This is a genomic window from Brevibacillus jepli, assembly GCF_047229145.1.
Lineage (GTDB): Bacteria > Bacillota > Bacilli > Brevibacillales > Brevibacillaceae > Brevibacillus.
In genome coordinates, this window is the sequence record NZ_JBFEFW010000002.1 from 245,876 (window position 1) to 269,763 (window position 23,888).

Annotated in this window: 19 protein-coding genes; 4 read left to right on the forward strand and 15 right to left on the reverse strand. The window is 47.1% G+C overall.

Translation table 11 applies throughout. From position 1 onward, the window contains the following. Positions 1-88: 88 nt before the first annotated feature. The 4 genes from AB1L17_RS03175 to AB1L17_RS03190 all read right to left on the reverse strand — a co-directional run bounded on the left by AB1L17_RS03175 (position 89) and on the right by AB1L17_RS03190 (position 4,570). Positions 89-1,435 carry an extracellular solute-binding protein gene (locus tag AB1L17_RS03175; protein WP_412844083.1) on the reverse strand — a complete coding sequence of 449 codons (1,347 nt, stop codon included), beginning with the start codon at positions 1,433-1,435 and terminating at the stop codon, positions 89-91. A 25-nt stretch (positions 1,436-1,460) separates the two neighbouring features. Beyond that, positions 1,461-2,519, reverse strand: coding sequence for a Gfo/Idh/MocA family protein (locus AB1L17_RS03180; RefSeq protein ID WP_412844084.1), 1,059 nt, complete (start codon positions 2,517-2,519; stop codon positions 1,461-1,463). 10 nt (positions 2,520-2,529) lie between these two features. Then, on the reverse strand, positions 2,530-3,498 hold the full coding sequence (locus tag AB1L17_RS03185) for a sugar phosphate isomerase/epimerase family protein (protein ID WP_412844085.1): 969 nt from the start codon (positions 3,496-3,498) through the stop codon (positions 2,530-2,532). A 64-nt stretch (positions 3,499-3,562) separates the two neighbouring features. After that, positions 3,563-4,570 carry a LacI family DNA-binding transcriptional regulator gene (locus AB1L17_RS03190; protein ID WP_412844127.1) on the reverse strand — a complete coding sequence of 336 codons (1,008 nt, stop codon included), beginning with the start codon at positions 4,568-4,570 and terminating at the stop codon, positions 3,563-3,565. A gap of 168 nt (positions 4,571-4,738) precedes the next feature. Here AB1L17_RS03190 and AB1L17_RS03195 point away from each other — a divergent pair, with 168 nt between their 5' ends. Beyond that, positions 4,739-5,626, forward strand: coding sequence for an NAD-dependent epimerase/dehydratase family protein (locus tag AB1L17_RS03195; protein WP_412844086.1), 888 nt, complete (start codon positions 4,739-4,741; stop codon positions 5,624-5,626). A gap of 23 nt (positions 5,627-5,649) precedes the next feature. Here the strand turns inward: AB1L17_RS03195 and AB1L17_RS03200 are convergent, their stop codons facing one another. The 8 genes from AB1L17_RS03200 to AB1L17_RS03235 all read right to left on the reverse strand — a co-directional run bounded on the left by AB1L17_RS03200 (position 5,650) and on the right by AB1L17_RS03235 (position 12,822). After that, complete coding sequence (locus AB1L17_RS03200) at positions 5,650-6,138, reverse strand: MarR family winged helix-turn-helix transcriptional regulator (protein WP_412844087.1); 489 nt, start codon at positions 6,136-6,138, stop codon at positions 5,650-5,652. A 142-nt stretch (positions 6,139-6,280) separates the two neighbouring features. After that, a complete protein-coding gene (gene glyA / locus AB1L17_RS03205; RefSeq protein ID WP_412844088.1) occupies positions 6,281-7,618 on the reverse strand; it encodes a serine hydroxymethyltransferase in 1,338 nt (445 codons plus the stop codon). An 11-nt stretch (positions 7,619-7,629) separates the two neighbouring features. Next, entirely contained in the window at positions 7,630-8,292 is a 663-nt protein-coding gene (locus tag AB1L17_RS03210; RefSeq protein ID WP_412844089.1) for a GntR family transcriptional regulator, read from the reverse strand. A gap of 158 nt (positions 8,293-8,450) precedes the next feature. Next, positions 8,451-9,092 (reverse strand): SMI1/KNR4 family protein, encoded by a 642-nt coding sequence (locus tag AB1L17_RS03215; protein WP_412844090.1) that lies wholly within the window; start codon positions 9,090-9,092, stop codon positions 8,451-8,453. Between the two features lie 40 nt (positions 9,093-9,132). Then, positions 9,133-9,726, reverse strand: coding sequence for a TetR/AcrR family transcriptional regulator (locus tag AB1L17_RS03220; RefSeq protein ID WP_412844091.1), 594 nt, complete (start codon positions 9,724-9,726; stop codon positions 9,133-9,135). A gap of 7 nt (positions 9,727-9,733) precedes the next feature. Next, positions 9,734-10,486, reverse strand: a complete 753-nt coding sequence (locus AB1L17_RS03225; protein WP_412844092.1) for an alpha/beta fold hydrolase — start codon at positions 10,484-10,486, stop codon at positions 9,734-9,736. Positions 10,487-10,637: 151 nt separating this feature from the next. Beyond that, positions 10,638-11,570: a response regulator gene (locus AB1L17_RS03230; RefSeq protein ID WP_412844093.1), complete on the reverse strand. Its 933-nt coding sequence runs from the start codon at positions 11,568-11,570 to the stop codon at positions 10,638-10,640. A 4-nt stretch (positions 11,571-11,574) separates the two neighbouring features. Then, entirely contained in the window at positions 11,575-12,822 is a 1,248-nt protein-coding gene (locus AB1L17_RS03235; RefSeq protein ID WP_412844128.1) for a sensor histidine kinase, read from the reverse strand. Positions 12,823-13,089: 267 nt separating this feature from the next. Between AB1L17_RS03235 and AB1L17_RS03240 the strand changes: the two genes are divergently transcribed. Together AB1L17_RS03240 and AB1L17_RS03245 are read left to right on the forward strand one after the other, a co-directional pair. After that, entirely contained in the window at positions 13,090-14,067 is a 978-nt protein-coding gene (locus AB1L17_RS03240) for a glutaminase (protein ID WP_412844094.1), read from the forward strand. A 55-nt stretch (positions 14,068-14,122) separates the two neighbouring features. After that, complete coding sequence (locus tag AB1L17_RS03245) at positions 14,123-15,535, forward strand: alanine/glycine:cation symporter family protein (RefSeq protein ID WP_412844095.1); 1,413 nt, start codon at positions 14,123-14,125, stop codon at positions 15,533-15,535. Between the two features lie 51 nt (positions 15,536-15,586). Here the strand turns inward: AB1L17_RS03245 and AB1L17_RS03250 are convergent, their stop codons facing one another. From AB1L17_RS03250 to AB1L17_RS03260, 3 genes are all read right to left on the reverse strand, one after another. Further along, a complete protein-coding gene (locus AB1L17_RS03250; RefSeq protein WP_412844096.1) occupies positions 15,587-18,172 on the reverse strand; it encodes a metallophosphoesterase in 2,586 nt (861 codons plus the stop codon). 2 nt (positions 18,173-18,174) lie between these two features. Further along, positions 18,175-19,440, reverse strand: coding sequence for a class I SAM-dependent methyltransferase (locus AB1L17_RS03255; RefSeq protein WP_412844097.1), 1,266 nt, complete (start codon positions 19,438-19,440; stop codon positions 18,175-18,177). Between the two features lie 148 nt (positions 19,441-19,588). Beyond that, positions 19,589-22,957 (reverse strand): Ig-like domain-containing protein, encoded by a 3,369-nt coding sequence (locus tag AB1L17_RS03260; protein ID WP_412844098.1) that lies wholly within the window; start codon positions 22,955-22,957, stop codon positions 19,589-19,591. A 190-nt stretch (positions 22,958-23,147) separates the two neighbouring features. Here AB1L17_RS03260 and AB1L17_RS03265 point away from each other — a divergent pair, with 190 nt between their 5' ends. Further along, positions 23,148-23,852 (forward strand): MerR family transcriptional regulator, encoded by a 705-nt coding sequence (locus tag AB1L17_RS03265; RefSeq protein WP_412844099.1) that lies wholly within the window; start codon positions 23,148-23,150, stop codon positions 23,850-23,852. Positions 23,853-23,888 lie beyond the last annotated feature (36 nt).

Genomic DNA, 23,888 nt, shown 5'->3' on the forward strand with positions numbered 1-23,888 from the left:
CCGCTTCAAGCATGCTTGTGCCTACCACCGTTATGTAGCTTCCAAGGAAGCCAATTCGGCCCCCTCGGAAGCACATTTCTTTTTCTGGTTATTTTTTCATCAGTTCGTTCATTTGTGTCTCCATGTTTTGTACCGCTTGCTCAGCTGTTTGCTGCCCTGCCAGAGCTTTGGACACTTCAATCTGGATCACTTCCGAAATTTTCGGATAGATCGGAGTCGTTGGGCGCGAAACCGCAGCGCTTACGCCATCGACGAAATCTTTATTGGCAAACAATGGACTTGCCTTTTGTACATCAGCATCATCGTAGGCTGGCAGGTATGTTGGTGCGAGCCCGCCTTCAACCGCGGATATTTTTTGACCTTCTGGCCCTGTCATGAATTTGAGGAATTCCCATGCTTCCTTCGGATGCTTCGAGAACTTGTTGATTCCGCCCATCCAACCGCCGAGTGCTGCTGCAGAGCCCGCATCGCCTGCTGGAAGTGGTGCAATCGCGACTTGGTCAACGATTTTGGACTGGGCTTGATCCTGTGCCAACGCGAACTGGTACGGCCAGTTACGGATAAAGGGAGCTTGCCCCTCTAGGAATGCAGTGTGAGATTCCGGCTCCATGAATGTGGTGATATTGGTTGGGACGAAATCAGATTTGACAACCTCGATCATTTTATTCAAACCTTTAATCGTAGCTGGATTGTTCACTGCAACCTTGCCCTGTTCATCCAAAATTTTTCCGCCATACGATGCACTAAACTCTACGAAGTTGCACACCAGTCCTTCGTATTGCTTGGCTTGCATCAAGTAACCAAACTTCGTGCCACCCTTGCCCTTTGTGGCTTTCGCTTGAGCAATCAGGTCATCCCACGTTTTAGGCGCTTCGGCTACGAGATCTTTTCGATAAAACAAGAGGCCGGCGTCGATAAACTTCGGCATGGTCCATTGCTGCCCGCCAAAGTTCCCGGCATCCATGGCGCCCTTAATATATTTACCTGTCTCGATGCCGTCTTGCTCCATCAGTCGGTCGAGCGGCAGCAAATAACCTGCTTGTGCGAATTCAGCTGGCCAGATTACATCCAGGTCAAACACGTCGATTTCGGAGGATTGTGCACTGAACATTGTGACGTACTGATCATGGCTTTGACCGGAATCAGCAGGCATTTCGCGGATTTCTACTTCGATATTGGGATGAACTTTCTGGAAGGCTTCAACGAGCTTTTTGGTGGAATCCGTCGCGTCTTTGCCGCGAGCGTAGACGAGCTTGATTTTTTCGGCTGAAGGTTGTGCCGGCTCCGTTTTGGGTGCCTCTGTGGTGGAAGGTGTCGCAGGCTGTGATGGGGTCGTATCTGTAGATGCTTGCTGAGGTACGGACGAACATGCTGCCAACGAGAACGCCATTAATAAGGTAAGTCCAACGGATGCAAGTCTTTTGCTAACTTTCATCTAAGTAAACCCCCTATGATCATCTTTATAAACGAACTGCTTCGCCTTTTTGGGCAGATGCGTAGATGGCTTCGATCAACCTGTTAATGTACAAAGCATGCTCCGGTGTGCAGAGGACCTCAGCCTTCCCTTCGATCGCGTCGATGAAATTACGGAATAACTGTACGCGTTCTTTCTGGGGCTTTGGCGTCAATTCAGTCGAGGCAGTCACCCCGTTCCATTCGTGATAGAGCGAGAATTGGTTATCCAATAAACCAAGTGATGCCCCACCCTCTTGTCCATAAAGTTGTAGGAAAACGTTTTCCTTATCGATGTGAGAAGCCCAGCTGGCATCTAGTGTAAGCGACATTCCATTGTCAAAGGTGATCATCGCCACTGCCATGTCTTCCACATCAAACTTTCCGTTATCATCTCTTCTGCCCCACTCTGACAAGCCGCGTTTGTGAGGGCCGAATTGCGCATACGTTTGGCCGAGGACGGACACAGGCTTTGGATGATCCAGGAGCCATAAGGTCAAATCCAGCATATGTACCCCGATGTCAATCAAGGGACCTCCGCCTGCCAATTCTTTTTGCGTAAACCAGCTGCCCCATCCCGGAATCCCATTTCGCCTGACCCAACCAGTCTTGACGTGATAAATGTTTCCCAGCTTTCCTTCCTTTAGCCATGCTTTGACTTGCTGGGCGTCGCTTCGGAATCGGTTGTTTTGTGCCACCATGAGGATTTTGTCTGCATTCTTCGCCGCTTCGATCATTTCCTCTGCCTGCTGGGCGTTCATCGCCATCGGCTTCTCGCACAACAAGTGTTTGCCTGCTGCCAGTGCACTTATGGTTGCTTCCGCATGCAAGTAATTCGGAAGACATACAATGATCGCGTCCGTATCCGACTCTTGAAGCATGGTCTCGTAATCAGTGAAAACGTGCGGAATGTCATGGCGTTTCGCGCGATAGGAAGCCATTTCTGCGGAAATATCAGCGATTGCGACTACTTCTGCTCGTGGCTCTTCCTGAATAGCCTCCAGATGAGCTTCTGTAATCCCGCCTGCACCAATGATGCCGATTTTCCATTTGCGTTTGTCAGTCATTTTCTCCCTCCTACACCCACCATAGATTCTGGACTGGTTCTCGCAAAATGACTTGCTTCAGGTTTTGAATAGCGCGCTGGAAGCCTTCTTCAATCGACATGATCGCATCCTCGTGCTCGATGCTCACAACATAATCGTAGCCATTCATGCGCAATGCACTCATCATGTCAGCCCATGTCTGCTGCGAATGCCCATAGCCTACTGTTCGGAAATACCAGGCACGTTCATTGAGATTAGCGTAGGAATTCATATCCGTCAGCCCGTACATGTTTACTTTTTCCTGGTCAATATACGTGTCTTTCGCATGGAAATGATAGATAGCTTTTTCTTTACCCAAGATTTTGATCGCCGCTACCGGATCAATACCTTGCCACCACATATGACTTGGATCGAAGTTTGCCCCGATTCCTTCACCTACCTGCTCCCGGAGCTTCAGCAGTGTCCCTGGCGTGTGGACGAGGAAGCCGCCATGGAGCTCTAACGCAACCTTGACATGATGGTCGGTCGCATACGCTGCCCACTCGCGCCAGTACGGGATGAGCTTCTCGTTCCACTGCCAGTTCAGCACGTCGCGATACTCGTTTGGCCAAGGCGCGACAGGCCAGCTCGGGTACTTCGCGCCATCATGATCGCCTGCCGTTCCAGAAAAGCAATTGACCACAGGAACCTCTAGCATTTCTGCTAGCTGTACCGTTTTGATAAACGTATCGTGGGACTGTTGAGCAAAACTCTTTTCTGGCGTCAACGGATTGCCGTGACAGCTGAGCGCGCTGATCATCAACCCCCGATCCTCTACTGCTTTTTTGTACGCGTGTCGTTTCTGTGGACTTTCCAACAGCTCATCCAGATTGCAGTGTGCTTGGCCCGGATAGCAGCCCGTGCCGATTTCCACCGCTTCTAACCCGGCATCCTTCACATGATCCAGCATTTCTTCGAACGACTTCTCGCTAAAAAGAACCGTAAATACGCCAAGCTTCATATCTCTTCACCCCTTTTGAATGCGTAAACTCGTTTCATTCATCTATATGGCAGGACTTGTTGCCTCAGTCAAGTAAAGCGCTTACAGTTTGGCGAATGACGAGATGGTGTGGGACGGTGCTCATTCTCTCTACAGATTCATTGCGGATTTGTCTGAGTAGTTGTTCTGCTGCGGCTTTTCCGTACATAAACGGGTCATTGTGCACGGTAGTCAGCATGGGGCGGGAAAGTGAGGCTAGCTCCAAATTGTCGAAGCCCATGACAGAGATATCTTCTGGCACACGGATACCATGGTCGTATAAGTAATTGAGGACACCCACCGCCATCAAGTCTGTTGCGACGAAGACGGCTGTTGGACGAATTTTTTCCTCACAGATACGTCGCATCGCTTCGTACCCGCTTTTGGCCGTGAATTCCCCTTCCACTACAAATCCCTCATGGATCGGCAAATCATGTGCCCGCATGGCCTTACGGTAGCCCCCCATGCGATCGAGACCGCACGGCGGGTCCCACAATGGACCAGATATACACGCAATCTTGCGGTGACCTTGTGCAATGAGATACGCGGTAGCGTCGTAGGAGGCTTGCACATTGTTAACGTTGACCGTCGGAATCTGATAGCCAGGCAAATCGTGGCCGGTTACGACGAGGGGAACTTGAATCTCTTGCAGCGTCTGGATATTGCCCTCCAGGAAATGAATACTTGCGATAATAACGCCATCGATTTGTTTTTCTTTGAACAGGCGCAAGTACTTGAGTTCTTTATCCACCACTTCGTCGGATATCGCCAGGAACATGCTGTAGTCGTATTCGCTAATGACGCTGTCGATCCCGTAAATGAGATTGGAGTAAAAGTTGTTGGAGATGTCGGGAATCATCACCCCGATGATCCGGGTTTCCTTGCTGACCAAGCTCCTCGCAATCGCATTTGGCTGGAAGCCCGTCTCTTGGACGATTTTCAACACTCTTTCCCGCAGCTCTGGTCGGACTGGCTTGGAATTATTCAACACGCGCGAAACAGTCGCGATGGAAACGTTGGCGAGTTGTGCGATGTCTTTAATGGTGACAGTAATGGTTCTTCACTCACTTTCTATGTAACGGGTAAACGTTTTCCTAATGTGAAAATAACACCCAGAATTCGTTTTGTCAATATTCAGTTAATTGCAAATGGTATTGACATCGCTTTATAGTTACTAAATAATTTAGTTACTAAATTAAATGTTTATCAAGGAGGTATTGTCATGAATGTTTTCCTTACAGGAATGACAGGTTATGTCGGATCAGTAGTTGCCGAGCATTTTCAGGCCCTGGGGTATCAGGTTGCTGGCCTTGTTCGATCAGAAGAGAATGCAAAGCTGTTGCACGCACAAGGGTTTATCCCTATTGTTGGCGATCTTGCGGATACCAAACTACTTGCAGAAAGTGTAAAAAATTTCGACGGTGTCATTCATATGGCGATCTCGCATACTCCCGATATGGAAAAGCTCGATGTAGGAGCAGTTCAGGCTATGCTAGAAGGTTTGGAAGGCACAGGGAACCCTTTTATCTATACGAGTGGAACGCTCATCTACAACGATACGTACGAAAATATCGTGGATGAGGACTCCCCCCTTCATCCCTTGCCTTTTCTGCAATGGAAAGCGAACCAGGAGCAGGAAGTGTTAGGAGCTGCCCAGCGCAATATTCGCTCGGTCGTCATTCGGCCAACACTTGTATACGGTCGTGGCGGTGGACTCGTCCAAGCTACGATTCGCAGGACGAAGCTAACTCAATCTGCCAACTACATCCATGATGGACAACAGGCATGGTCTACCATTGATGTCGATGACTTGGCGAGACTATACGTACTCGCCTATTCACAGGCGCAGCCTGGATCATTATTCAATGCGGCATCCGAGGAAATGATCTCAACAAAAGACCTCATGACTTCTGTCGCCAAAATAGCTGGTGTACAAAAAGTGGAATCGTGGAGCTATGAAGATGCGGCCAAAGCATTAGGACCTGCCGCGTGGGGTGCCAGCATCAATCAGAGAGTATCCGGATTACGCGCTCGGCAACAGCTACAATGGAGTCCCTCAGGGAATTCGATCCTTAAAGAATTAACGGAGGGTTCCTATCAAAACGAATAAGAAAACCACAGTTCCGAATCGAACTATGGTCTGGTTTCATCGCTATCCTGATAAGTTAACAGGAATTTTATCGATTTCGACAGGATCCGTATGAGCTGCTGTGCATCATCCGTACCTAGATGCTCACGCAGCTGCCCAAATCGTTCAAACAGCTCTTTTTCTCTTGCTTCCACAAAATCGTACCCCTCTTTGGTAGGGGCTACGAGAATGGAGCGTCGATCCTTGGGTCCCACGGTACGGGAGATATAACCTTGCTGTTCCAGCGATTGAATGACATGCGTCACAGCAGCTGACGTGATTTTCAACTGCTTGCCGAGCTCGGATACTCTGACACCATTTGTGCCTGGTGGGCTTACGTAAGTCAAGTGAACAAGCAAATTCAATTCGCTCTGACGGAGCTCTTTCGAGGGACTGAAAACATGTCCGATCCGCTTTAACTGACCGAATACAAGAGCCAGCTCTTTCGTCGTATGATCAATCGTAACATCCGAATTGTTATGGTCTGTACTCATCCGTTTAGACTCCCATTCTTTGTTTGTATCCATCGATTATTTACTAAATAAAATATCATTTTCAAGAATGAGAGTCCACTCACGACTCGAAAAAGCACCGAATGCCAAGAACTGAACTACGGCATTCGGTGCTTTTCCTACTCTATTCTGGAAAGCAGTATTGCATCTTGCTAAACGATCTGCGCAAATCAATCACCTTAGATCGGACCGACTCGGGCCTTTCTCTGCCTGACAGTACGCTTTCGATAAGCTCCGCTATCGTATTCATCTCTTGTTCCTTCATACCAAAGCGAGTGACTTCTGTCGTCCCGATACGCAGACCGCTTGGGAAGTCCCAATCCTCAGGACCGTCACCTGGAATCAGATTTTTGTTCGTGATAATGTTCGCTTCTGCCAATCGCTTGCCTACCTCATAACCACCACCGAACTGTTTTACGTCCAGAATGACTTGGTGTGTACGGGTATAGCCTTTGTGCGCGCATAGAACACGTATCCCCCGCTCATCGAAAGCTTTTCCAAGTGCTTGTGCATTCGTCACGATTTGCGCCATGTATTCCTTGCCAAACGCGAGGAACTCCGCCGCCGCTGCTGCCAGTGCCGCTACCCGGTTCACTTGATGCGTCGCAGCGAGTGCTGGGAAGATGGCATCTGTAATCGGGACAGATAGCTCCGGGTCATTCCAGACGATTATGCCACTTTGTGGTCCGCTAAACGTTTTGCCAGCCGATCCGGTTATCACACATGCGCCTTCTCGTAACGGGTCCTGGAATTGACCGCCACCGATCAGCCCCAGCTGGTGAGCACCATCGAAATAAATGCGGCCGCCCCATTCTTTTACGATCTCGGCCATCTCCTTCAGTGGAAATGGAAATAAGGTCATCGACGCGCCTAGTGTAACGAGCTTTGGCCTAACTTGCCGTGCGACTTTGGCGAACTCGTCCAGATCAACCGTTAGCTCAACGGGGTCCATTGGGACATCGACTATTTGCAAACCGCGAATGCCAGCAGGCCCGTCCATCCGATTGCTGGAATGCCCGCCAAATGGCTGCGCAATCGTCATAATCGTATCGCCCGGTTGCGTTAACGCCGCATAGACGGTCATGTTCCCGATCATGCTCGCCACTAATCGATGGTCAGCGAAATTGGCTTGGAATACTTTTTTCAACAGCTCGACACATAGCGCTTCGATTTCATCGATATATTTCGTCCCTGCAAACCATCTCTGCGTACTGCCAATATGTCCTTCCGCAGCTCGCGTACCCACCTCAGAAGCCAGCAATTGGCGTACGATTGGAGTAGTCGGTGCTTCTGGCGCGAGCAAATTCAAGCATTCCTCGCCTCGCCAAATCGCATTGCGGTTGACAGCATTGACGATCTCTTGCTGAATCAGACGGTGTGACGGACTCTCTTCAATAATGGAACGCGCCCATTGCAAAACACTGGAATCATGTACTTCGCCCTTCAGTTCAACCGTACTCATGCCATTACCCCCTAATCATCATTAGAATGGTCCGTAAGCAATCTGCCAAGGTTGATCCAGTTTTCCTCCATCATGGAAGAGACCAGCTGACTGTTGTTCTCTCGAATTGCTTCGATGATTCTACGGTGCTGCTCAACAGATTCCAGCCCTTCTAAGGAACCGAACCGAGCAAATTCCAAACGCCGTATCTTCGGTACAACTCGCTCAAGTGCCAGGTAAATTTCGCGGTTGCCCGCAGCTTCGAGGATCACATCGTGAAAGCCGTCGTCTGCTTCAATCGCTTTGATCACATCCTTCTGTTCGAGTGAAACATGCAGCTTTTCATTCCATTGTTCCAGACTTCGGATGTCCTCCGTTTTCATTGGCATCGCCAACCGAGCTGCCAACGAATGCAAGGCAGCCACTACAGGGAAAGCATGCTTCGCCTCCTTTTCAAGTAAGGGTGTTACCCGTGTTAAAGAGCCCGGAACGGATTCGACGAGACCTTCGTCCTCTAATCGTTTTAGCGCTTCTCTTACAGGAGTCCGGCTCACGCCAAATTGAGCGGCCAGTTCGTTGTCGTTTACTCGCTGTCCTGGCTTTAGCTCCAGCATGACGATCGCTTTCTTCAAGCCTTGGTATACTTGTTCGCGTAAGGTGGGGCGTTCGATTTGTTTGATTAGGTTTGTATCCATAAAACCAATATATTGGTTTTCTTTATTTCTGTCAATTTTAAATATTTTGTTTATTTGCTTCGAATGGATTGGAAATAAAGGATGAAACTTCCGTTTGTCTTCCATAGAATAAGTAAAAGAATCCCAGACGAGTGATTGTTTACTCATCTGGGATTATGTTATTTCAATTGATCGATTATGCTTTCAAACATAGAATTTTGCAGATCTATTCCACTCTCATTTGTACCATCTGTCCAGTCGTAAATATCTACGAAACCAATAGTAGACCATTTCCTTATTAGATCTTCAAAACTACACCCAATTTTTACTCCGTGTACATTTGGTCCTCCATCCATAACGTCATGCTCTAAGAAAACGATGGAATGATCTCGTCTATCGATACAAAACGCATCACCATTTTCAAAGCTAATGATGGGTAGCCAATGCGGCCAATCATCCACTAAAGCCTGTAAGCCCAAATTGTTATCTAACTCATCACGGTTGTCTTTCGATTCTTTTACCAGCCATTGCATTTCATCTATAAAACTTACTATTTCAGTTGGAGATAGAAGGTTTATGCCACCAAACTTGCATTCGTCACCAAAAATTCTCAGCTTTGATTCCCAATTAAATTTGATCGAACTTGCTTGATGCAAGTAAAAATTCCTTAGTGTTTCAGGGAAAACGAACGAGATTTCATGCTGAATGTTTTGGATAGTACTTGCATCCGTTGGTTCAGTCAAAGTTAATGTATCTAATTCAACTCCATCGATGCTCGAGAGCTTTGAATAAACTCCATTAACTGTCTGTAACAAATTCATATTGTCACCTGTCTCATCTTTACCTATTACAAGTCTATGATTATGCAGAGCCGCTACAATACTCCCGAATAATCTGCCACTTCATCTCTTCCACAGGAAATCCCTCTGGATAAGTCGTCATCATCAGCATGGCACCCTGTAGCGCAGATGAAAAATAAATCGACCTCAGCCTCGGTTCCTTCACGCCAAGCTGCTCAAAAATCCGGCACTGCACTTCAAACTGCTTACGTGACTCCTCGTTCAATTGCTCTCGATAGGAGGCAAGTACGCGATCGTCTTCCGGCTGGGTCTGCAAGTTCAAGTAAAATCGATAGACATCTGGACGCTGGTAGACGTTATCAATCGCACCCTTGACAATATGTTGGAGCTGTTCGGACGGCGTTTCCAGCTTCGTAGCAGCTTCCATTACTTCTCTGACTTCTCCTATACGAATCTCGACCATCGCGGAGAGTAGCTCTTCTTTGCCTTTGTAATAATTGTAGAGCAGTCCCTTCGATATTTGGGCCTGTTTGGCTACGTCGTCGATTGAGGTCGCGTGGTAACCTTTTTTCATAAAAAGCGTCATCGCCGCTGCATGGATTTTGTCTTTCGCGGCTTGGCGAATACGCTCATTCTCAGCTGGAGTACGTGGCACAGTTCAGTCAATCCTCCAAAAATTCAGTGATAGCCCGACAAACTTCTTCAGGATGGGTCAACGTCGGTTTATGATCGGCACCGATAATCTCGATCACCCTGCGCTCTGGCAAAACTTCTTTAAAATGTTCGGCGATACGGTGCAAATCAGGGGCATCTTCCGTACCAGTTAGAATACATGTTTTATCAGCCAATTCTCCAAGTCGCTCAATCGCAGGTGGCTTGGGCCATACCGACTCCCATGTCGCCCATTCGAACATTTTCGCTATATTATGCTTCATCATCTCCACCATGAGGTCCTTCTGCGGACTTGCCATTACGACCCGGTATGAGCAGGAAGACAGGGAAAGCTCCAGCATGCGGTCAACGTCCGGTGCTGCCGCTTGAATCGTCTGCATCCATTCTGTGAAAGGCTTACTAGGCGAATAACCTGACAAGCCAGGAGCGATGAGGACAAGCTTACTCACTCGCTGCGGATAAGCCAAGGCAAACTCGGTTGCAATTTGTCCGCCAATCGAATGCCCTACGAGCGTGGCTTCCTCCAGCTGGAAATGGTCCATGATGGCCAGCAAATCATCGACGTAGTTGGCTGGTTCTGTTGGAGACGGAGATTTCCCGCAGCCTCGTCCGTCGAAGAGTATGACCTGGTACTGCTTCGCCAAAACCGGAGCGACAAACGTCCAGTCCCGCAAATCAGCACCACCGCTGTGCAACAGAATGAGTGGTTTTCCTTCCCCTGAAACCTCATAGTACAAATCCATCGGTATCCCTCCGTGAATTGTAGATTTGGAATATGATCCCATTTTATTATTGAATGAACGTTTAGTCAATAAAAAAAGCAGTTCTTCACACACAAAGAAAAAAGCCCTACTCATCAAGATCAGGGCTTGCTACTATCCTCGTACTGGACCATCACGCTTCGGACTGAATCCGCTTCGCCTCTGCATACAGCACTTGAATGAACTTTTTCATATTGATACGAATGTCTGAGCTCGACGAAGCGGCATTGCTCTTTAGCTCCGCCATCTTCTTCCATACATACGTAAAATCAAAAAACTGCGAAGCGTAGTTCTCAAACTTCCAATTCGAAATGTCGGCAAGACCGAGTGACGCCAAATGATTCAATGACTGATAGATCGCTCGGCGGACTCTTTGCTCCGAGGCCTTTACGACTTTGGCGACTTGTGGATCGTCTGCAGCTACTCCCAGCCTCGTCTGCGCCACTGCCACGAAGATCTCTTTTATAGCTGGAAATCCATTTTTAAACGTATGTGTTTGTTCGTATCCTTGCAAGAAGTCCAATATATCGAGCAAGTCATTGCTTCCATTGTCTCCTGCGATACCCAACTCCGCTAATAGAAACTGACCAGCCTCTCGAAGTGGCTTTCCCTGAGGCAAACGAGATTGTCCAACAGGCAGGTGGTCTACCTGAAGGACGGCATTCAGCGATTTATGAATGTCTCGGATGGATCGTTCGAGGCGGATTTTCTCAATGACTTTTTGGAGAATCGTCACGACTTCAATCTTGTTTACGGGCTTGATAATGTAGTACTCACTGCCCAGTGCGTAGGCTTGGGCGATTACGTCTTTGGTTTCTGCCTGCGAAATCATGACGATCTTTCCTGTGAATGTCGGCTTCACTTGGCGAATCGTCTCGATCCCATCCCGGATGGGCATGAACAAATCGATCAGCAAAATATCTACGTTGCGCGCGGTTAACATATGACCATCGACCATTGAGCCGTCAGAGGCTTCCCCCACCACTTCTCCGAGATTCTCGTCCTCGATTATTTCCGTCAGCATGAGGCGAACGGCATCATCGTCATCTACTAAATAAAACAGCATCTTCTCACTCTTTCTTCGTTATCGGATCAATCGGTAATTGCATGAGAAAAGTCGTCCCCTTCCCTCCTATGCCATCTTGCAAGGAGATTTCACCTTGCAATTGTTCCACCAATTGTTGTACATAAGACAGTCCGATCCCTGTAGAGGGGTTGCCGGTTCGATCGTATTTTGTCGTAAAGCCTGGCTTGAACAGCAAGCCCTTTCGCCGCGGAGGTACTCCCGGTCCGTCATCGTTTATCCTGATTTTCACGAGATCGCCTTCTCGATCGATTTCAATGGAAATGGTTCCTGTTTGCTGGATCGCTTCCACTGCATTTGCCACCAGATTATTCATGAGGGAGAGCATCATGAAAACATGGTAGAGCGGATGTGTGCCAGTGATGGACGCTGTCATTTGTATGTCCTTCTCCAATAGTGATGCGTACTTCATGTTGCTGCGCATGATAATGTCCACGAGCTGATGGATATCCATGTAATCGGTAATGCTTTCATCGGATATTAGTTTGAGAAGCCCTGCAAATATGCGCTGGTTATCCTTTTTAATCTCGTGTACCTCGCCAGCGATCGTCAATGCTTGCTTTGCATAGCCCTCCACCCTCTCCTTATGCAGCTCCTGCAATGCCTGGTACAGCTCAAATGACTTCATACTGATGCTCTCTGCATTTTGCAGTGTTTTTTTCAAATGAATCGATTCCTCATACAGGGTGGAAATCAGCATGAGCATGTGTTCGTTCTGTTTTCTTGTCTGCTGTTCTCGTGACTGTGCTTCGTACAGCCTCATCATGTTGAGAAAACTAATCACGATAAAGCTGTGGGAGAGAGCGATGACCAGCATCTCTTGTACCGCTCCCCATGTAAGTACGGTTTCTAGCAGTACATACTGTGATAAAAACTCCACCAGGTCAGCCAATACCTCGATGACCATTCCCATAAATCCAATCAAGATCGTTCTGCTGTGTAAACGCCGAATCCTGAATAGATAAAACAGAACAGAATAAGCGAAATAAAAGAAAAAGCTAGAATAATGAGCTTCGAGGGACGCTTCCCATGCTGTATGAATCCCGGCCATCAGGTCTAGCAAGATCCGAAAGCCAACTACCGTGATGCCCGTCAAGAAGCCAGCCAGAACAGATGGGATTCGTTGAAACAGTAATAAAAAGAAGAAAAAGGTAGGAGCACCAAAGCTAATCCGAAAAGTCTCATTGACGGGATAAAATTTCAACTCCCCTGCCAACGGGACCGTAATGAGCATGAGTGCCAATATATACCAATCTCGTTTTGCTTGTGCATGAACAGGCACGCCTTCCACTTCCCATATGAGTTCTAGATGTCCCTATCTATTTTTATCGAGAAATCATATGTAGGACAAGTCTTAAAAAAATTTGTGAACCTCAAACGAAGCAATCTGTGAGATTTTGTTTTATTTTGTAGGGTGGTTGTAAAGTGATCAATATATGTATGTTCGCGAAGCGTGGAAGCGCTTTCTCTTCCTTTCGCGAAGGCCAGAGTATTTGATTTATTGGGGGGAAAGGCGTTGATTCAACAGGTTTTACGCGTGGATGAATTACAGCAATGGGTGGAACAATATCGTTCCAAGGCATCAGTAGGAAAATGTGCCAGTTATATCCCTGCATTGCGTAGAACAGATCCAAACCAACTAGGTATTTGTATCATCGAACCTACAGGAAAAATGCTGACAGCTGGTGAGTGGGAAGTTCCTTTCACCATGCAAAGTATTTCCAAAGTAATCAGTTTTATTGCTGCATGCTGCCACCATGGCATTCCTTACGTGCTGGATCGGGTGGATGTAGAACCGACTGGAGACGCATTCAACTCCATCATCCGTCTAGAAATGAACAAGCCAGGCAAGCCGTTTAATCCGATGATCAATGCGGGAGCTATCACGACATCTTCGCTCCTCCCTGGTCAATCTCCGGATCAAAAACTGCGATACTTGTATGCATTTTTCAGTAAAATTACGGGTGTTACGCCAGTGGTGAACGAAGAAGTGTTTATGTCGGAATGGGAAAACTCTCACAGAAACCGCGCATTAGCCCATTATTTAAAAGATACTGGCTATCTGGCATGTGAAGTGGAAGAAGCTCTGGAGGTCTATCTAACTCAATGCTCGATCGAAGTAACCACCGAGCAAATCGCCTTGATCGGTCTCCTATTGGCTCTCGATGGCTTCCATCCATTGCGCAACGAACAAGTTTTCCCGAAAGAAGTCGTCCGCGTGGCCAAAGCACTGATGCTCACATGTGGCATGTACGATGCATCGGGCAAATTCGCAGCGAATGTTGGTCTACCAGCAAAGAGTGGCGTATCTGGTGGAATTATGACTCTGGTTCCTCCTAACCGCAAAATCCATTCACCGTTCCAGGATGGCTGTGGAATCGGTATTTTTGGCCCTGCCATCGACGGTTGTGGAAACAGTGTTGCGGGCGTTTCTCTGCTTAAACATATTGCCCACGAATGGGATGTAAGCATTTTTTAGACATACTAAGGAAAATGGCATAACCAAAAAATAATGATGGCTACGAGGTGACACGATGCAACAATTCCTACTCGATGTAACAGCTACCATAAACGATTTTTTGTGGTCCTATATTATCATTATCATGCTTATCGCGTTAGGCTTGTTCTTTACATTCCGGGGCAAATTTTTGCAAGTACGCATGCTGCCGGAGATGCTCCGATCAATTAGAGAAGGTAGAGCGAAAGACGACGGTGGCATCTCCCCTTTTCAAGCTTTCGCGATTAGTATGGCCGCGCGTGTCGGCACAGGGAACATTACGGGAATTGCCATTGCCATTGCATTAGGTGGCCCTGGCGCCGTCTTCTGGATGTGGGTTATTGCGGTTATCGGTGCAGCATCCAGCTTTGTTGAGAGTACGCTCGCTCAGATTTATAAAATCAAGGATAAGAACGGTTTTCGTGGTGGTCCTGCCTACTACATGGAAAAAGGGCTGAACAAACGTTGGATGGGTGCCCTATTTGCCATTCTTATCACCCTGTCATTTGGTCTCGTATTCAATGCCGTTCAATCGAACACCATTACGATTGCCTTTGAAAATTCGTTCGGTACTGATCGATTGACAATCGGGATCATCATGACTGTCGCATTTGCCGCTATTATTTTCGGTGGTGTGAAGCGCATCGCAAAAATGTCTGAGTACATCGTGGTTGTCTTGGCGGTATTGTACATTGGCATGGCACTCTTTATCGTTTTCATGAACATCTCAAAAATGCCGGAGCTCCTCACGTTGATTGTGAAAAACGCGTTTGGCTTCGAACAGATCGCAGGCGGCTCGCTTGGTGCAGCGCTGATGCATGGAATCAAGCGAGGATTGTTCTCCAACGAGGCTGGTATGGGTAGTGCGCCGAACGCTGCGGCAACGGCAACAACAAGCCATCCGGTGAAGCAAGGTCTGATTCAGGCATTTGGTGTTCTGTTCGATACCCTCGTGATCTGTACAAGCACGGCTTTCATCATTTTGCTGTCCGGTGCTTACACCCAGCAAGGACTAAGTGGTATTGAACTGTCGCAAGCAGCACTGAGCATTCATATCGGTTCCTGGGCTTCTGGCTTCCTTGCTATTATGGTGTTCCTGTTCGCCTTCAGTACATTGATTGGGAACTACTACTATGGTGAGACCAACATCGAGTTTTTGAAGACCAGCAAAGCATGGCTGCTGCTGTATCGTTTAAGTGTCCTGGCCATGGTGTTGTTTGGCTCTGTCGCAAAGGTACAGCTCGTATGGGATCTGGCCGATTTGTTCATGGGCTTCATGGTTATTGTCAACCTGATTGCGATCGCGATGTTATCGAAAATCGCCTACGCTGCGCTGCATGATTATATGGAACAGAAAAAAGAAGGAAAAGATCCTGTGTTCTACAAGGACAGTATTGAAGGACTCGATAATATTGAATCATGGGATGCTGCTCCTTCCTCCAACAAGTAGCTTTACAAAAAAACGAGAAGCCTGTGTAATAAACGGCTTCTCGTTTTTCTTTTACAATCGCGGATCGATCTCTTTTTCCTTCGCCACTTCAAATAACATCGTTGCAACTACTTTTTGATATTCTGCATTTTCAGGAGAAATATCCTGGAATTTGAATGCAAGCATCTTCCTACCCAGCTTGTGTTCCTGTATCGACGTCTTGAGCTTTTTGGCAATGTTCTTCTGATTGAACAGCTTGCGGTACTTGTGCGGGAATCGGTAATCATAGCCATAAATAATCGACAAGTACTCAGGATTGCGGACCTTCATCGCAGGTACGAGCTTCTCATCGATGATCTCTGGCTTGATCACGATGCCTTCCATCTTGTTTTCCAGTGTTATCGTGGAAAAGTAACGAGCTGCTTGCTCATACGCATCTGGCCCAGACAAATCGATGGCGAGAAAATGATCGTCGTTTACGAAGCGATACATGTCGGATGTTTTCCACTCCGGTATTTGCTCTTCCCCATTCATATAGACGATCTTCAAAATGGAAAAAGGTTTGTAATCGAGCTCAGCTTCACCTGCGTAGAGCTCCAGCTGCTTTTGGTAAACGTGGTACGCCTCCAGATGTTCATCGACAGAAACGTAGCTCTCCTTGATTTCTCGCAAATACTTGTAGTTTTGATACAGACTCGAACCGAATTTTTCCGTCAGCGCACTCTTGGATAAATGGAACTGGTCCTGTTCGAAGCCACTCTCGTCATAGCTTTGGATGAGTTGGTGCAGTCCCTGTTCAAAGCCGTTTTCCTGCAGGAATTCAAATTCGCTGCGCAGCGCTGTTTCAATTGGTTTAAACTGCTTTTCAATCAAGCCCTTCCCTATCGCACTCCACGGCAACAGCTCGCCATCCAATACGAGCATGGAAATTTGATGCTGCTCCATGTACTCGCCAAACCTTGCATGCAGCTTGTCATAAATCGGAGTCAAATCAATTTGGCTGATCGCGTACCCATTTCTACTGATCGCAAAGCACTGGTCGCGGTCATGGTGAAGGTACAAATTGCACCGTGATCCCATGTATTTCGGCTGTAACACGACTTGGTGAACACCCCGATTAGCGAAATAGTCCAACCCCGCCTTCACTGACTCCAGCTCCTGCGTTCCCTCATCCTTATCGGCTGGCGGCATCGTTCCGGAAATAAAATTGACCTTATTTTGCGAGCAGTAATGGAGACGACGCAGTTCTTCCTCTGCCAAATCTTCCATGGATACTTGCTTCTCTTCATCGAACAAGGTCGGCAGTTCTTCTGTCATCACCCGATGCTCTGATTGGTACGATTTGAAAAAGGGCTTGTGTGAGATCACGACTGACGTTAATGCATTTCCGTGCACACAGCCGGTATCGAGATGGAGCTTGTTTTTTTGGCGGAACGCTTTTTGTGCAGCGATATGTCCAAAAATATGATACGGATGATTACTGACCGCTTCCTGCGTCAAAAAGGCGAGCTGATTTTCCAGGGAAGTCGTACGGTCTATCCGAAAATTGCGCTGGCGCCGTAAGGAATTCGCATCCAGCTTACCGATGTATTTCTTTTTGCAGGGAGCGTGTGTTACGTAATAGGACGGGCCTGTCAGCGCATTGGATCGATAAAACGGCTGTGCGAGCGCATACAGGTGGTTAAACTTCTCTGTTAATTCAAGGTCATTCGCAAGGACTTGTGTGGAATCAAAATAAGTGAGCAGCAGCTCTTGGTCAACACCTTTTAGTTCCTTGCGCAAATACTTGTAAACAAAATTTTCGTGATTGCCTAGGACAAACAAGAATTGCTCCTGATTTTCATAAAGAAACTCGATGATGTCCTTGGTCTGGGCTCCCTTGTCGATCCAGTCCCCTGCGACGATGATTTTGGTACCCTTCACCTTGTCTGTGATGATCAGTCGATTGTCCTCGAGCCTGTAACCGTAGCTTTGCAGGAGACCTTGTAATTCATGGACACATTCATGGATATCACCGATAACGATGTACCTTTGGTCTTTGGGGAGGATGGTTGCCAGATACGCTTCCTTATTTTCAATCACAATTTGATAACGCGGATTGGCAATCCCATCTTCCAATGAGTAAAAATCCTTGTGCCGAATTCTGTGAATGTTGTGGTACCCTTCTTTGGATAAAGCTCTGAGCACCTCTTGCTTCAACCGGAGAATATGGCTGGTAATCAGCTTTTTCGACCGTTCTGATGCGTAGTAATCTTCCCGATTGCGATAATCAAATAAGATGACTTCCAATCGATAGTTGTTCTCCGCGGCAATCTCCCTGACCTTCGAGCGAAAATCTTCCGCAAGGCCTGTTGTATCGACGACTACGAATTCGGCGTTGATAGGAAAAGAAGTCACCATCCGCAGCTTTTCAAACAAGAGCTGAAATGCCTGCTCGCTTGCCGCAAGCATCACCTGATCATATTTGTCGTAATCATGTCCGAGAAGCTCCTGGCGAATACTGTCCGAGGAAATGTACTGGACATTTGCTTTTACATTTTTTCGTTCATCCTCGAACGGAAGGTTTGGCATCAGTACTTCTTTGGCGAAAGTCGTTTTCCCACATTCGGTAGGGCCGACGAGCATAAATATCGTGTGGACCTGTGTATGCAGTAGCATCGTTACGCCCCCTTTCTCTGGAGAATGACGCCTTGTGTCGTGTGTATTTCATTAACACCGTCGCCAATGGATACGAAGCGCCCTTGTACCCCGGCCTCCTCCATGATTTCCATCATCCATGCCTGGAACTCTGCTTGTCCCATCTCCCATTTGTGATCGTCATGGCGATAGCCTTCCAGCTCATAGAACTGATTAAAATCCGAGTTCGGTGTCGTAATGATAAAATGGTCAAAATCCAAGCGACGACAGATTAGTTGAATGAGCGCTCTCGCTTCATCTATGCTCATATGCTCAATGACCTCAGTCAAGATAACATCGACCTGTTCTCCGTTGTAATCCTCCAAAAACTGATCAATCGAATGAAACAAAATAATGTTACTGATTTCTTTTGCCTCTGCCCTCCGGCTGACCATTTCCAACAGCTGCTCATCGATATCGATGGCATAGTAATATTGCGGCAGCTTGGTAGCGAACGGGATTGCGTAAAAGCCTTCTCCGCATCCGATGTCTACAATCGATTTCGTAAAAGGAAGCTGAAGCGCAATATAGTTCCTTCTCTGCAAGCCTGTGCTGCCAAAATCAAATTGAATCGGGTAACGGTCCGTCTTTTCGATCTCCGTCTTGTACTTTCGATAGCGCTCTCTCGTTGTCAGGAAGTTGCGAGCGAACAGGCTTCGTATGTAGAAGGGTGCGTCGATGGCATTGATGCTCTTGATGTATTTGTCCAGAATGTTATCGGATATATCGATGTACTCTTTTCCAAACACAGCCAAAAACAGACAGAGCACGCTAGCCACGTGCAAAAGCTGATAGAGACTCGTTCTCGTCGTGATTTTCAATGAGTAGCTCTTATGCGCGTGGTGCTTGAGCTCGAAGGTGAACTCCTTTAGGTGCTTCTCAAAAAAAGTCAGATAAGGCAATCGCTCCACATGAATCATGTTAATGAAAAATGCATGCTCATATCCGGATACATCCCGCTCATCTCGTTGCTTCATCGGCGAGGAAAAAAATTCGCTGATCGCATTTAATGGAAACAATGGCGTATTGTATCGGGAGACATTCAAATATTCAAAATGCTCCTGTTCGGATTGTTTGTAGGAAACTTCATTTTCAGCATCTTTAAAATAAGCGTTATAGGTCGTCGTGTCTGAAAACCACCCGTAAGCGATGCCTTTTCGAATGGATCTCAGGGTTAGTCCAGAATGCGGATTTTTCTTGATCATGTATGATAAATCCGGGTTCTCTGATTGCAGTTGAACAATCGCCATGCGTTTTCTCACCTCGGGGAAAGAAGAATAATCACTTATTTACTATATTCGCTTTCTTATCCCATGCTGAACAGGGTAAAAGTATTACGACCTCCAAAAAAGAATGCCAGTTCACCCTCTCACAGGTATAACTGGCTCTCTTCACCTCTTATTTACTAACGACGACCTTGATCTGAATGTCTTTCCCTTTATAGCTGACCGTGATGATCGTACTTCCTTCTGCTATTGCCGTGATGTTCCCATCTTCATCTACTGTTGCTATTTCCGGGTCATCGGATGTCCACTCGGCATCCGATGTCACTTCCTCCTTAAAGCCCTTTCCATACACAGCATGGACGGTAACAGCCTTGCTTTCTTCCGGCTTCAGATAAAACGAGCTGCGGTTTGTCTCTAACCGATCCACTACTTTTTCTTCCATGACGAAAATGCTCAGCCTGACCTCTTTGTTCGCGTATTTGCCTTTAATGACAGTAGTCCCGGCCTTTTTGGCAAGCAGTACTCCGTCCTTCGTCACGTCTGCAACCTGAGACTGGCTCGACGACCATTGGACGAATTCCGTTACCTCTTCGCTCTTTTTATTGCTCAAGATGGCGGTCACTTCCAGCTCTCTTTCTTCATCCAGCTCCAGGACAGCATTCTGAATGTTAGCGGAAAGCGAACGGACAGACTGCTTGGAAATCGTGACAGGGATCTCCAGCTCTTCTCCATGATAACGGACGGTGAGCACTGCTTCTCCCTCCGTTTTGCCTGCTTGTATGCGTCCTGACTTCCATGTAATCAAATCGTTGTCGCTGTCGTACGATGTTTCTTTATCCTTTGTGATATCTTTCCGTTTGCCATCGATCACAGCATACACCTTGAAGCGAACACTGGAGTAAGGTTTCATCCACAACTTCTTGTCACTTGTTTCCAAGCGGAAGGAAGCGCCTGTTTCTTCTATTACCACGACTTCACTGGTAGCCTCTTTTTTTCCATCTACAGTGATTACGGTGATCGTGGTCTTTCCTTCTCTTTTCGCTGTTACGCGTCCCTTATCATCCACTTCGGCTACCTTCGGATTGCTGCTCTTCCATTTCACTTCCTGATTCGTCGCAAAGGATGGAGAGATTGTTGCCTTAAGCGTGACTTCTTCTCCCACTTCCAGCATGAGCTTTTCCTCGTCAAGACTGATTCCGGTGACTGGATAAACGACTGGAGGCGGAGGTGGTGTAATGGGTCGCTCGACCACGTGAATTGTACGTATAACGGGGTTCGCTTGGTTTCCTGCCGGGTCGATTGCGTCGTATCGAAGGGTGTAGGTTCCTGCTTTGTTCGTATCGACACTTCCTGATACATTCGCTGTCAATCCTGGGGTCAAATCGCTGACAGTAGCTCCCGGGTCTTGAAACGAAGTACCCACGTATAGTCTCACGGTAGATTCGCCTTTTAACGTAATCTCTGGCTTTGTTCTGTCAATGCGAACCTCAGCCATTTCTTCCTCGCTGCTGTTATTGGCTGGATCGGTTTGCTTTGCCCGAATAGTTGTGATGCCTTCATCGGTTATCGTAAAAGTTGTCGTGTACGGTATCCATCCACCCTCATTCAACTTGTACTCGATTGTCGCCCTACCTTCTCCGGTTAGAGTCACGTCTACGTCTTGATTGGTCCATTGGTTATTGCTGAGGTTAATGACAGGCTTGGCTGGAGCAGTCCCATCTACTGTGAAGGTAACGGTCATACTGTCCCCGCTGCTGTTCCCCGCACGATCGGTGGCACGAGCCTTGATTTGATGGATGCCGTTTTCTAATGTAACCGTCGTGCTCCATTTTCCATTGCCATCGGGTGTTGCCGTACCTTCAGGTGTATTATCCACGACAATGGTAATGATACTATTCGGCTCAGCCGAACCACTTACCGTAACCTGGTTGGTTTTCTGGATGAACGGCAGCGGGTCAAGGACTGGTACCGCTGGTGGATTTGCATCAACCATGATCCCGGATGTATCCGCAATCCCTTCCAAAGCGAGGGGAAGCGCATTGCCTGCTGAGTTTTGAATCGTTCCTCCATTCAGCAATATCTCATTGCGATGAATGGAAATACCATCTTGGTCTTCATCTCCATTGCGCAAGACATAATGGAAAACTAATTCATTTGTACCAGAGCCTGATATGTACTGTGCTTTCTTTACTTCGGAACCAATTATGAGTTCGATCGCAGGTGTTCCTGTTCCAGTGTTTACAGTTACCGGTTCGCTTGTCTTCACCGTAAAGTCCAGTTTTTGATTTTCTCCATACAGCCCTGCGCTCGGAACGCTGACAGCAGTAATTTTCAGAGAAGAAGTTGCCACTGTGATTCCCGATGTGCTCCCTATATTTGCTAGCTCCAAACTGGTAGGATGACTCGCATAATCTTGAATGGTGCCTCCATCAAGTACAATCTCAGGCCGAAGTGTGATCCCATCCAAATCTCTGTCACCTGGTTGCACAGAATAAGTAAAGACTAATGTATTGCTTCCTGAACCGGATTCGTACATGGCTTTCTTGGGTTGAGTTCCGACAATCAATTCAAGGTGGACCTTATTCATGAGGTTTACATTCACAGGCTCGCTGTATTTCAGCTTGAAAGAGAGCTTATCACCAACGCCATATATTCCAGGCTGAGGCACCTCTACAGAAGTGAGCGCTGGGATTTTGGAGTCAACGTTGATCCCTGTTCCCGAAACCGTTCCGAATGTAATCGGAGCAGGTTGGTTCGACGAATCGGTTATGGAACCACCGTTTAGTTCCATAGATGATCCAACTGAGATTCCATCGTAATCTTCCAGATCTTTTCCAATCAGGTAAGCAAAAAACAATTTTTTGGTGCCTGAACCACTTACAAAATTGGCGTTCACAGGAGTGGAACCGATAACCAAAGGCAGAGTTGGGGTACCCGAGACTGTTACATTCTCTGCGTACGATACGGCAAAATTTAGAATATCTCCCTCTCTGTACATATTACTTTGCGGTAATTCTAGCTTGATTGGTGGTACTACAATCGTAGTCGGATCACTCGCGGTATTGTTTTTGAGATTCACATCACCGTACACGGTTACACTTGCTGTGTTAATTACCGTTCCTTGTATATCTTCTGCGACTAGAACCGTTACAGTAATGTACGGGTACATCGCGCCAACTGGTAAATAATTGCTACGGGTACAGCTGACCGTAACCACATCGCAAGTCCATCCATTTCCACTTATACTGGTTACTTGCATGCCGTTTGGCACCGTATCCTGTACCGATACAACACCAATGGTATCAGCAGACCCGACATTTTCCACACTAAGCCAGTAATCACCTGATTTTCCTGCTATAAAATCCCCTTGATGGCTTTTTGTGATTTCTAGATCCGGACCAATTTGATTCGCTGACACGCTTAGGGCACCAGCTGATAGCATAAAGCCAACCCATAGAATCCATAACATTCCGACACGGTACAGCAGCCAGAATGATCTGGAAACCAGGAATGTCCATACTTTTCCTGATTGAACCTTCATGAGTATTCCTCCTTTTGTCTGTTATTCATTATCGAATGATTCAACTAGGTACTGTTGCCTATTGTATCATGGAAAAAAATGCAGGTAACTACCTAGCCAAAGTTACTCGTTCTTACTGGAACATTTGCTTCAAAATGATGTTCTTTGGTATAGTGAAAACCCAATAACAATCTAGCGGGAGGGTCGTCAAATGCCTTACTACAAGCCGATTGAGATCGCTCGCGAACTACATATTAGCACCAGTGCTTTGCGCCATTATGAATCATGGGGAGTTGTTCCTGCTCCTGCTCGTGCTGACAATGGATATCGACTCTATACGGAAGTCCATCTTGCCTATTTTCGCTGTCTTCGCGCGATGTTCCCCGGCTTTGGGGTCGCCCTTACCTGTGAAGTCCTTCGTTTTATTCAGCATGCAGATGTAGACGCTGCTTTTTGGCTCGTGAATAAGGAGCAGGCAAACCTCCAACAGGAGAAGGTCGCAGCAGACCAGACGCTTGAGCTCTTGGAAAATCTCGATTTGCCCCTGCTTCCAAGTAAAAAGTGGAGAAGCCGCATGACCATTGGTGAAGTCGCTGCTTACACAGGAGTCACCACCTCTGCGATTCGCCATTGGGAAAAAGAAGGCTTGCTTGTACTGCCACGCGATCCTGAGAATGGCTATCGCCAATTCACTCCCATGGATATACGGAAGATTTTGCTAATCCGTACATTGCGCAATACGGTGTATTTTTTAACGAACATGAAAGAAATTGTACAAGCAGTAGAAAATCAAAGTATTGAACAGGCCAAAAAAGTGACGGCAGATGCAATCAAAGGCATTCACGACCGGAATCGTCAACAGATGTACGGTGTCAGGCGGCTAGTAGAATTATGTGAGGTATTGAAGCTGGTTTGATCAATGCAAAAGAAAAAGGATGAGCCAGTTACACTC

What these genes read in the sequence shown, in the direction of transcription:
- AB1L17_RS03175 (WP_412844083.1), bottom strand. Translation starts at nt 1,435, where the DNA reads ATGAAAGTTAGCAAAAGACTTGCATCCGTTGGACTTACCTTATTAATG.
- AB1L17_RS03180 (WP_412844084.1), bottom strand. Translation starts at nt 2,519, where the DNA reads ATGACTGACAAACGCAAATGGAAAATCGGCATCATTGGTGCAGGCGGG.
- AB1L17_RS03185 (WP_412844085.1), bottom strand. Translation starts at nt 3,498, where the DNA reads ATGAAGCTTGGCGTATTTACGGTTCTTTTTAGCGAGAAGTCGTTCGAA.
- AB1L17_RS03195 (WP_412844086.1), top strand. Translation starts at nt 4,739, where the DNA reads ATGAATGTTTTCCTTACAGGAATGACAGGTTATGTCGGATCAGTAGTT.
- AB1L17_RS03200 (WP_412844087.1), bottom strand. Translation starts at nt 6,138, where the DNA reads ATGAGTACAGACCATAACAATTCGGATGTTACGATTGATCATACGACG.
- glyA (WP_412844088.1), bottom strand. Translation starts at nt 7,618, where the DNA reads ATGAGTACGGTTGAACTGAAGGGCGAAGTACATGATTCCAGTGTTTTG.
- AB1L17_RS03210 (WP_412844089.1), bottom strand. Translation starts at nt 8,292, where the DNA reads ATGGATACAAACCTAATCAAACAAATCGAACGCCCCACCTTACGCGAA.
- AB1L17_RS03215 (WP_412844090.1), bottom strand. Translation starts at nt 9,092, where the DNA reads ATGAATTTGTTACAGACAGTTAATGGAGTTTATTCAAAGCTCTCGAGC.
- AB1L17_RS03225 (WP_412844092.1), bottom strand. Translation starts at nt 10,486, where the DNA reads ATGGATTTGTACTATGAGGTTTCAGGGGAAGGAAAACCACTCATTCTG.
- AB1L17_RS03230 (WP_412844093.1), bottom strand. Translation starts at nt 11,570, where the DNA reads ATGCTGTTTTATTTAGTAGATGACGATGATGCCGTTCGCCTCATGCTG.
- AB1L17_RS03235 (WP_412844128.1), bottom strand. Translation starts at nt 12,822, where the DNA reads ATGCTCATTACGGTCCCGTTGGCAGGGGAGTTGAAATTTTATCCCGTC.
- AB1L17_RS03245 (WP_412844095.1), top strand. Translation starts at nt 14,123, where the DNA reads ATGCAACAATTCCTACTCGATGTAACAGCTACCATAAACGATTTTTTG.
- AB1L17_RS03250 (WP_412844096.1), bottom strand. Translation starts at nt 18,172, where the DNA reads ATGCTACTGCATACACAGGTCCACACGATATTTATGCTCGTCGGCCCT.
- AB1L17_RS03255 (WP_412844097.1), bottom strand. Translation starts at nt 19,440, where the DNA reads ATGGCGATTGTTCAACTGCAATCAGAGAACCCGGATTTATCATACATG.
- AB1L17_RS03260 (WP_412844098.1), bottom strand. Translation starts at nt 22,957, where the DNA reads ATGAAGGTTCAATCAGGAAAAGTATGGACATTCCTGGTTTCCAGATCA.
- AB1L17_RS03265 (WP_412844099.1), top strand. Translation starts at nt 23,148, where the DNA reads ATGCCTTACTACAAGCCGATTGAGATCGCTCGCGAACTACATATTAGC.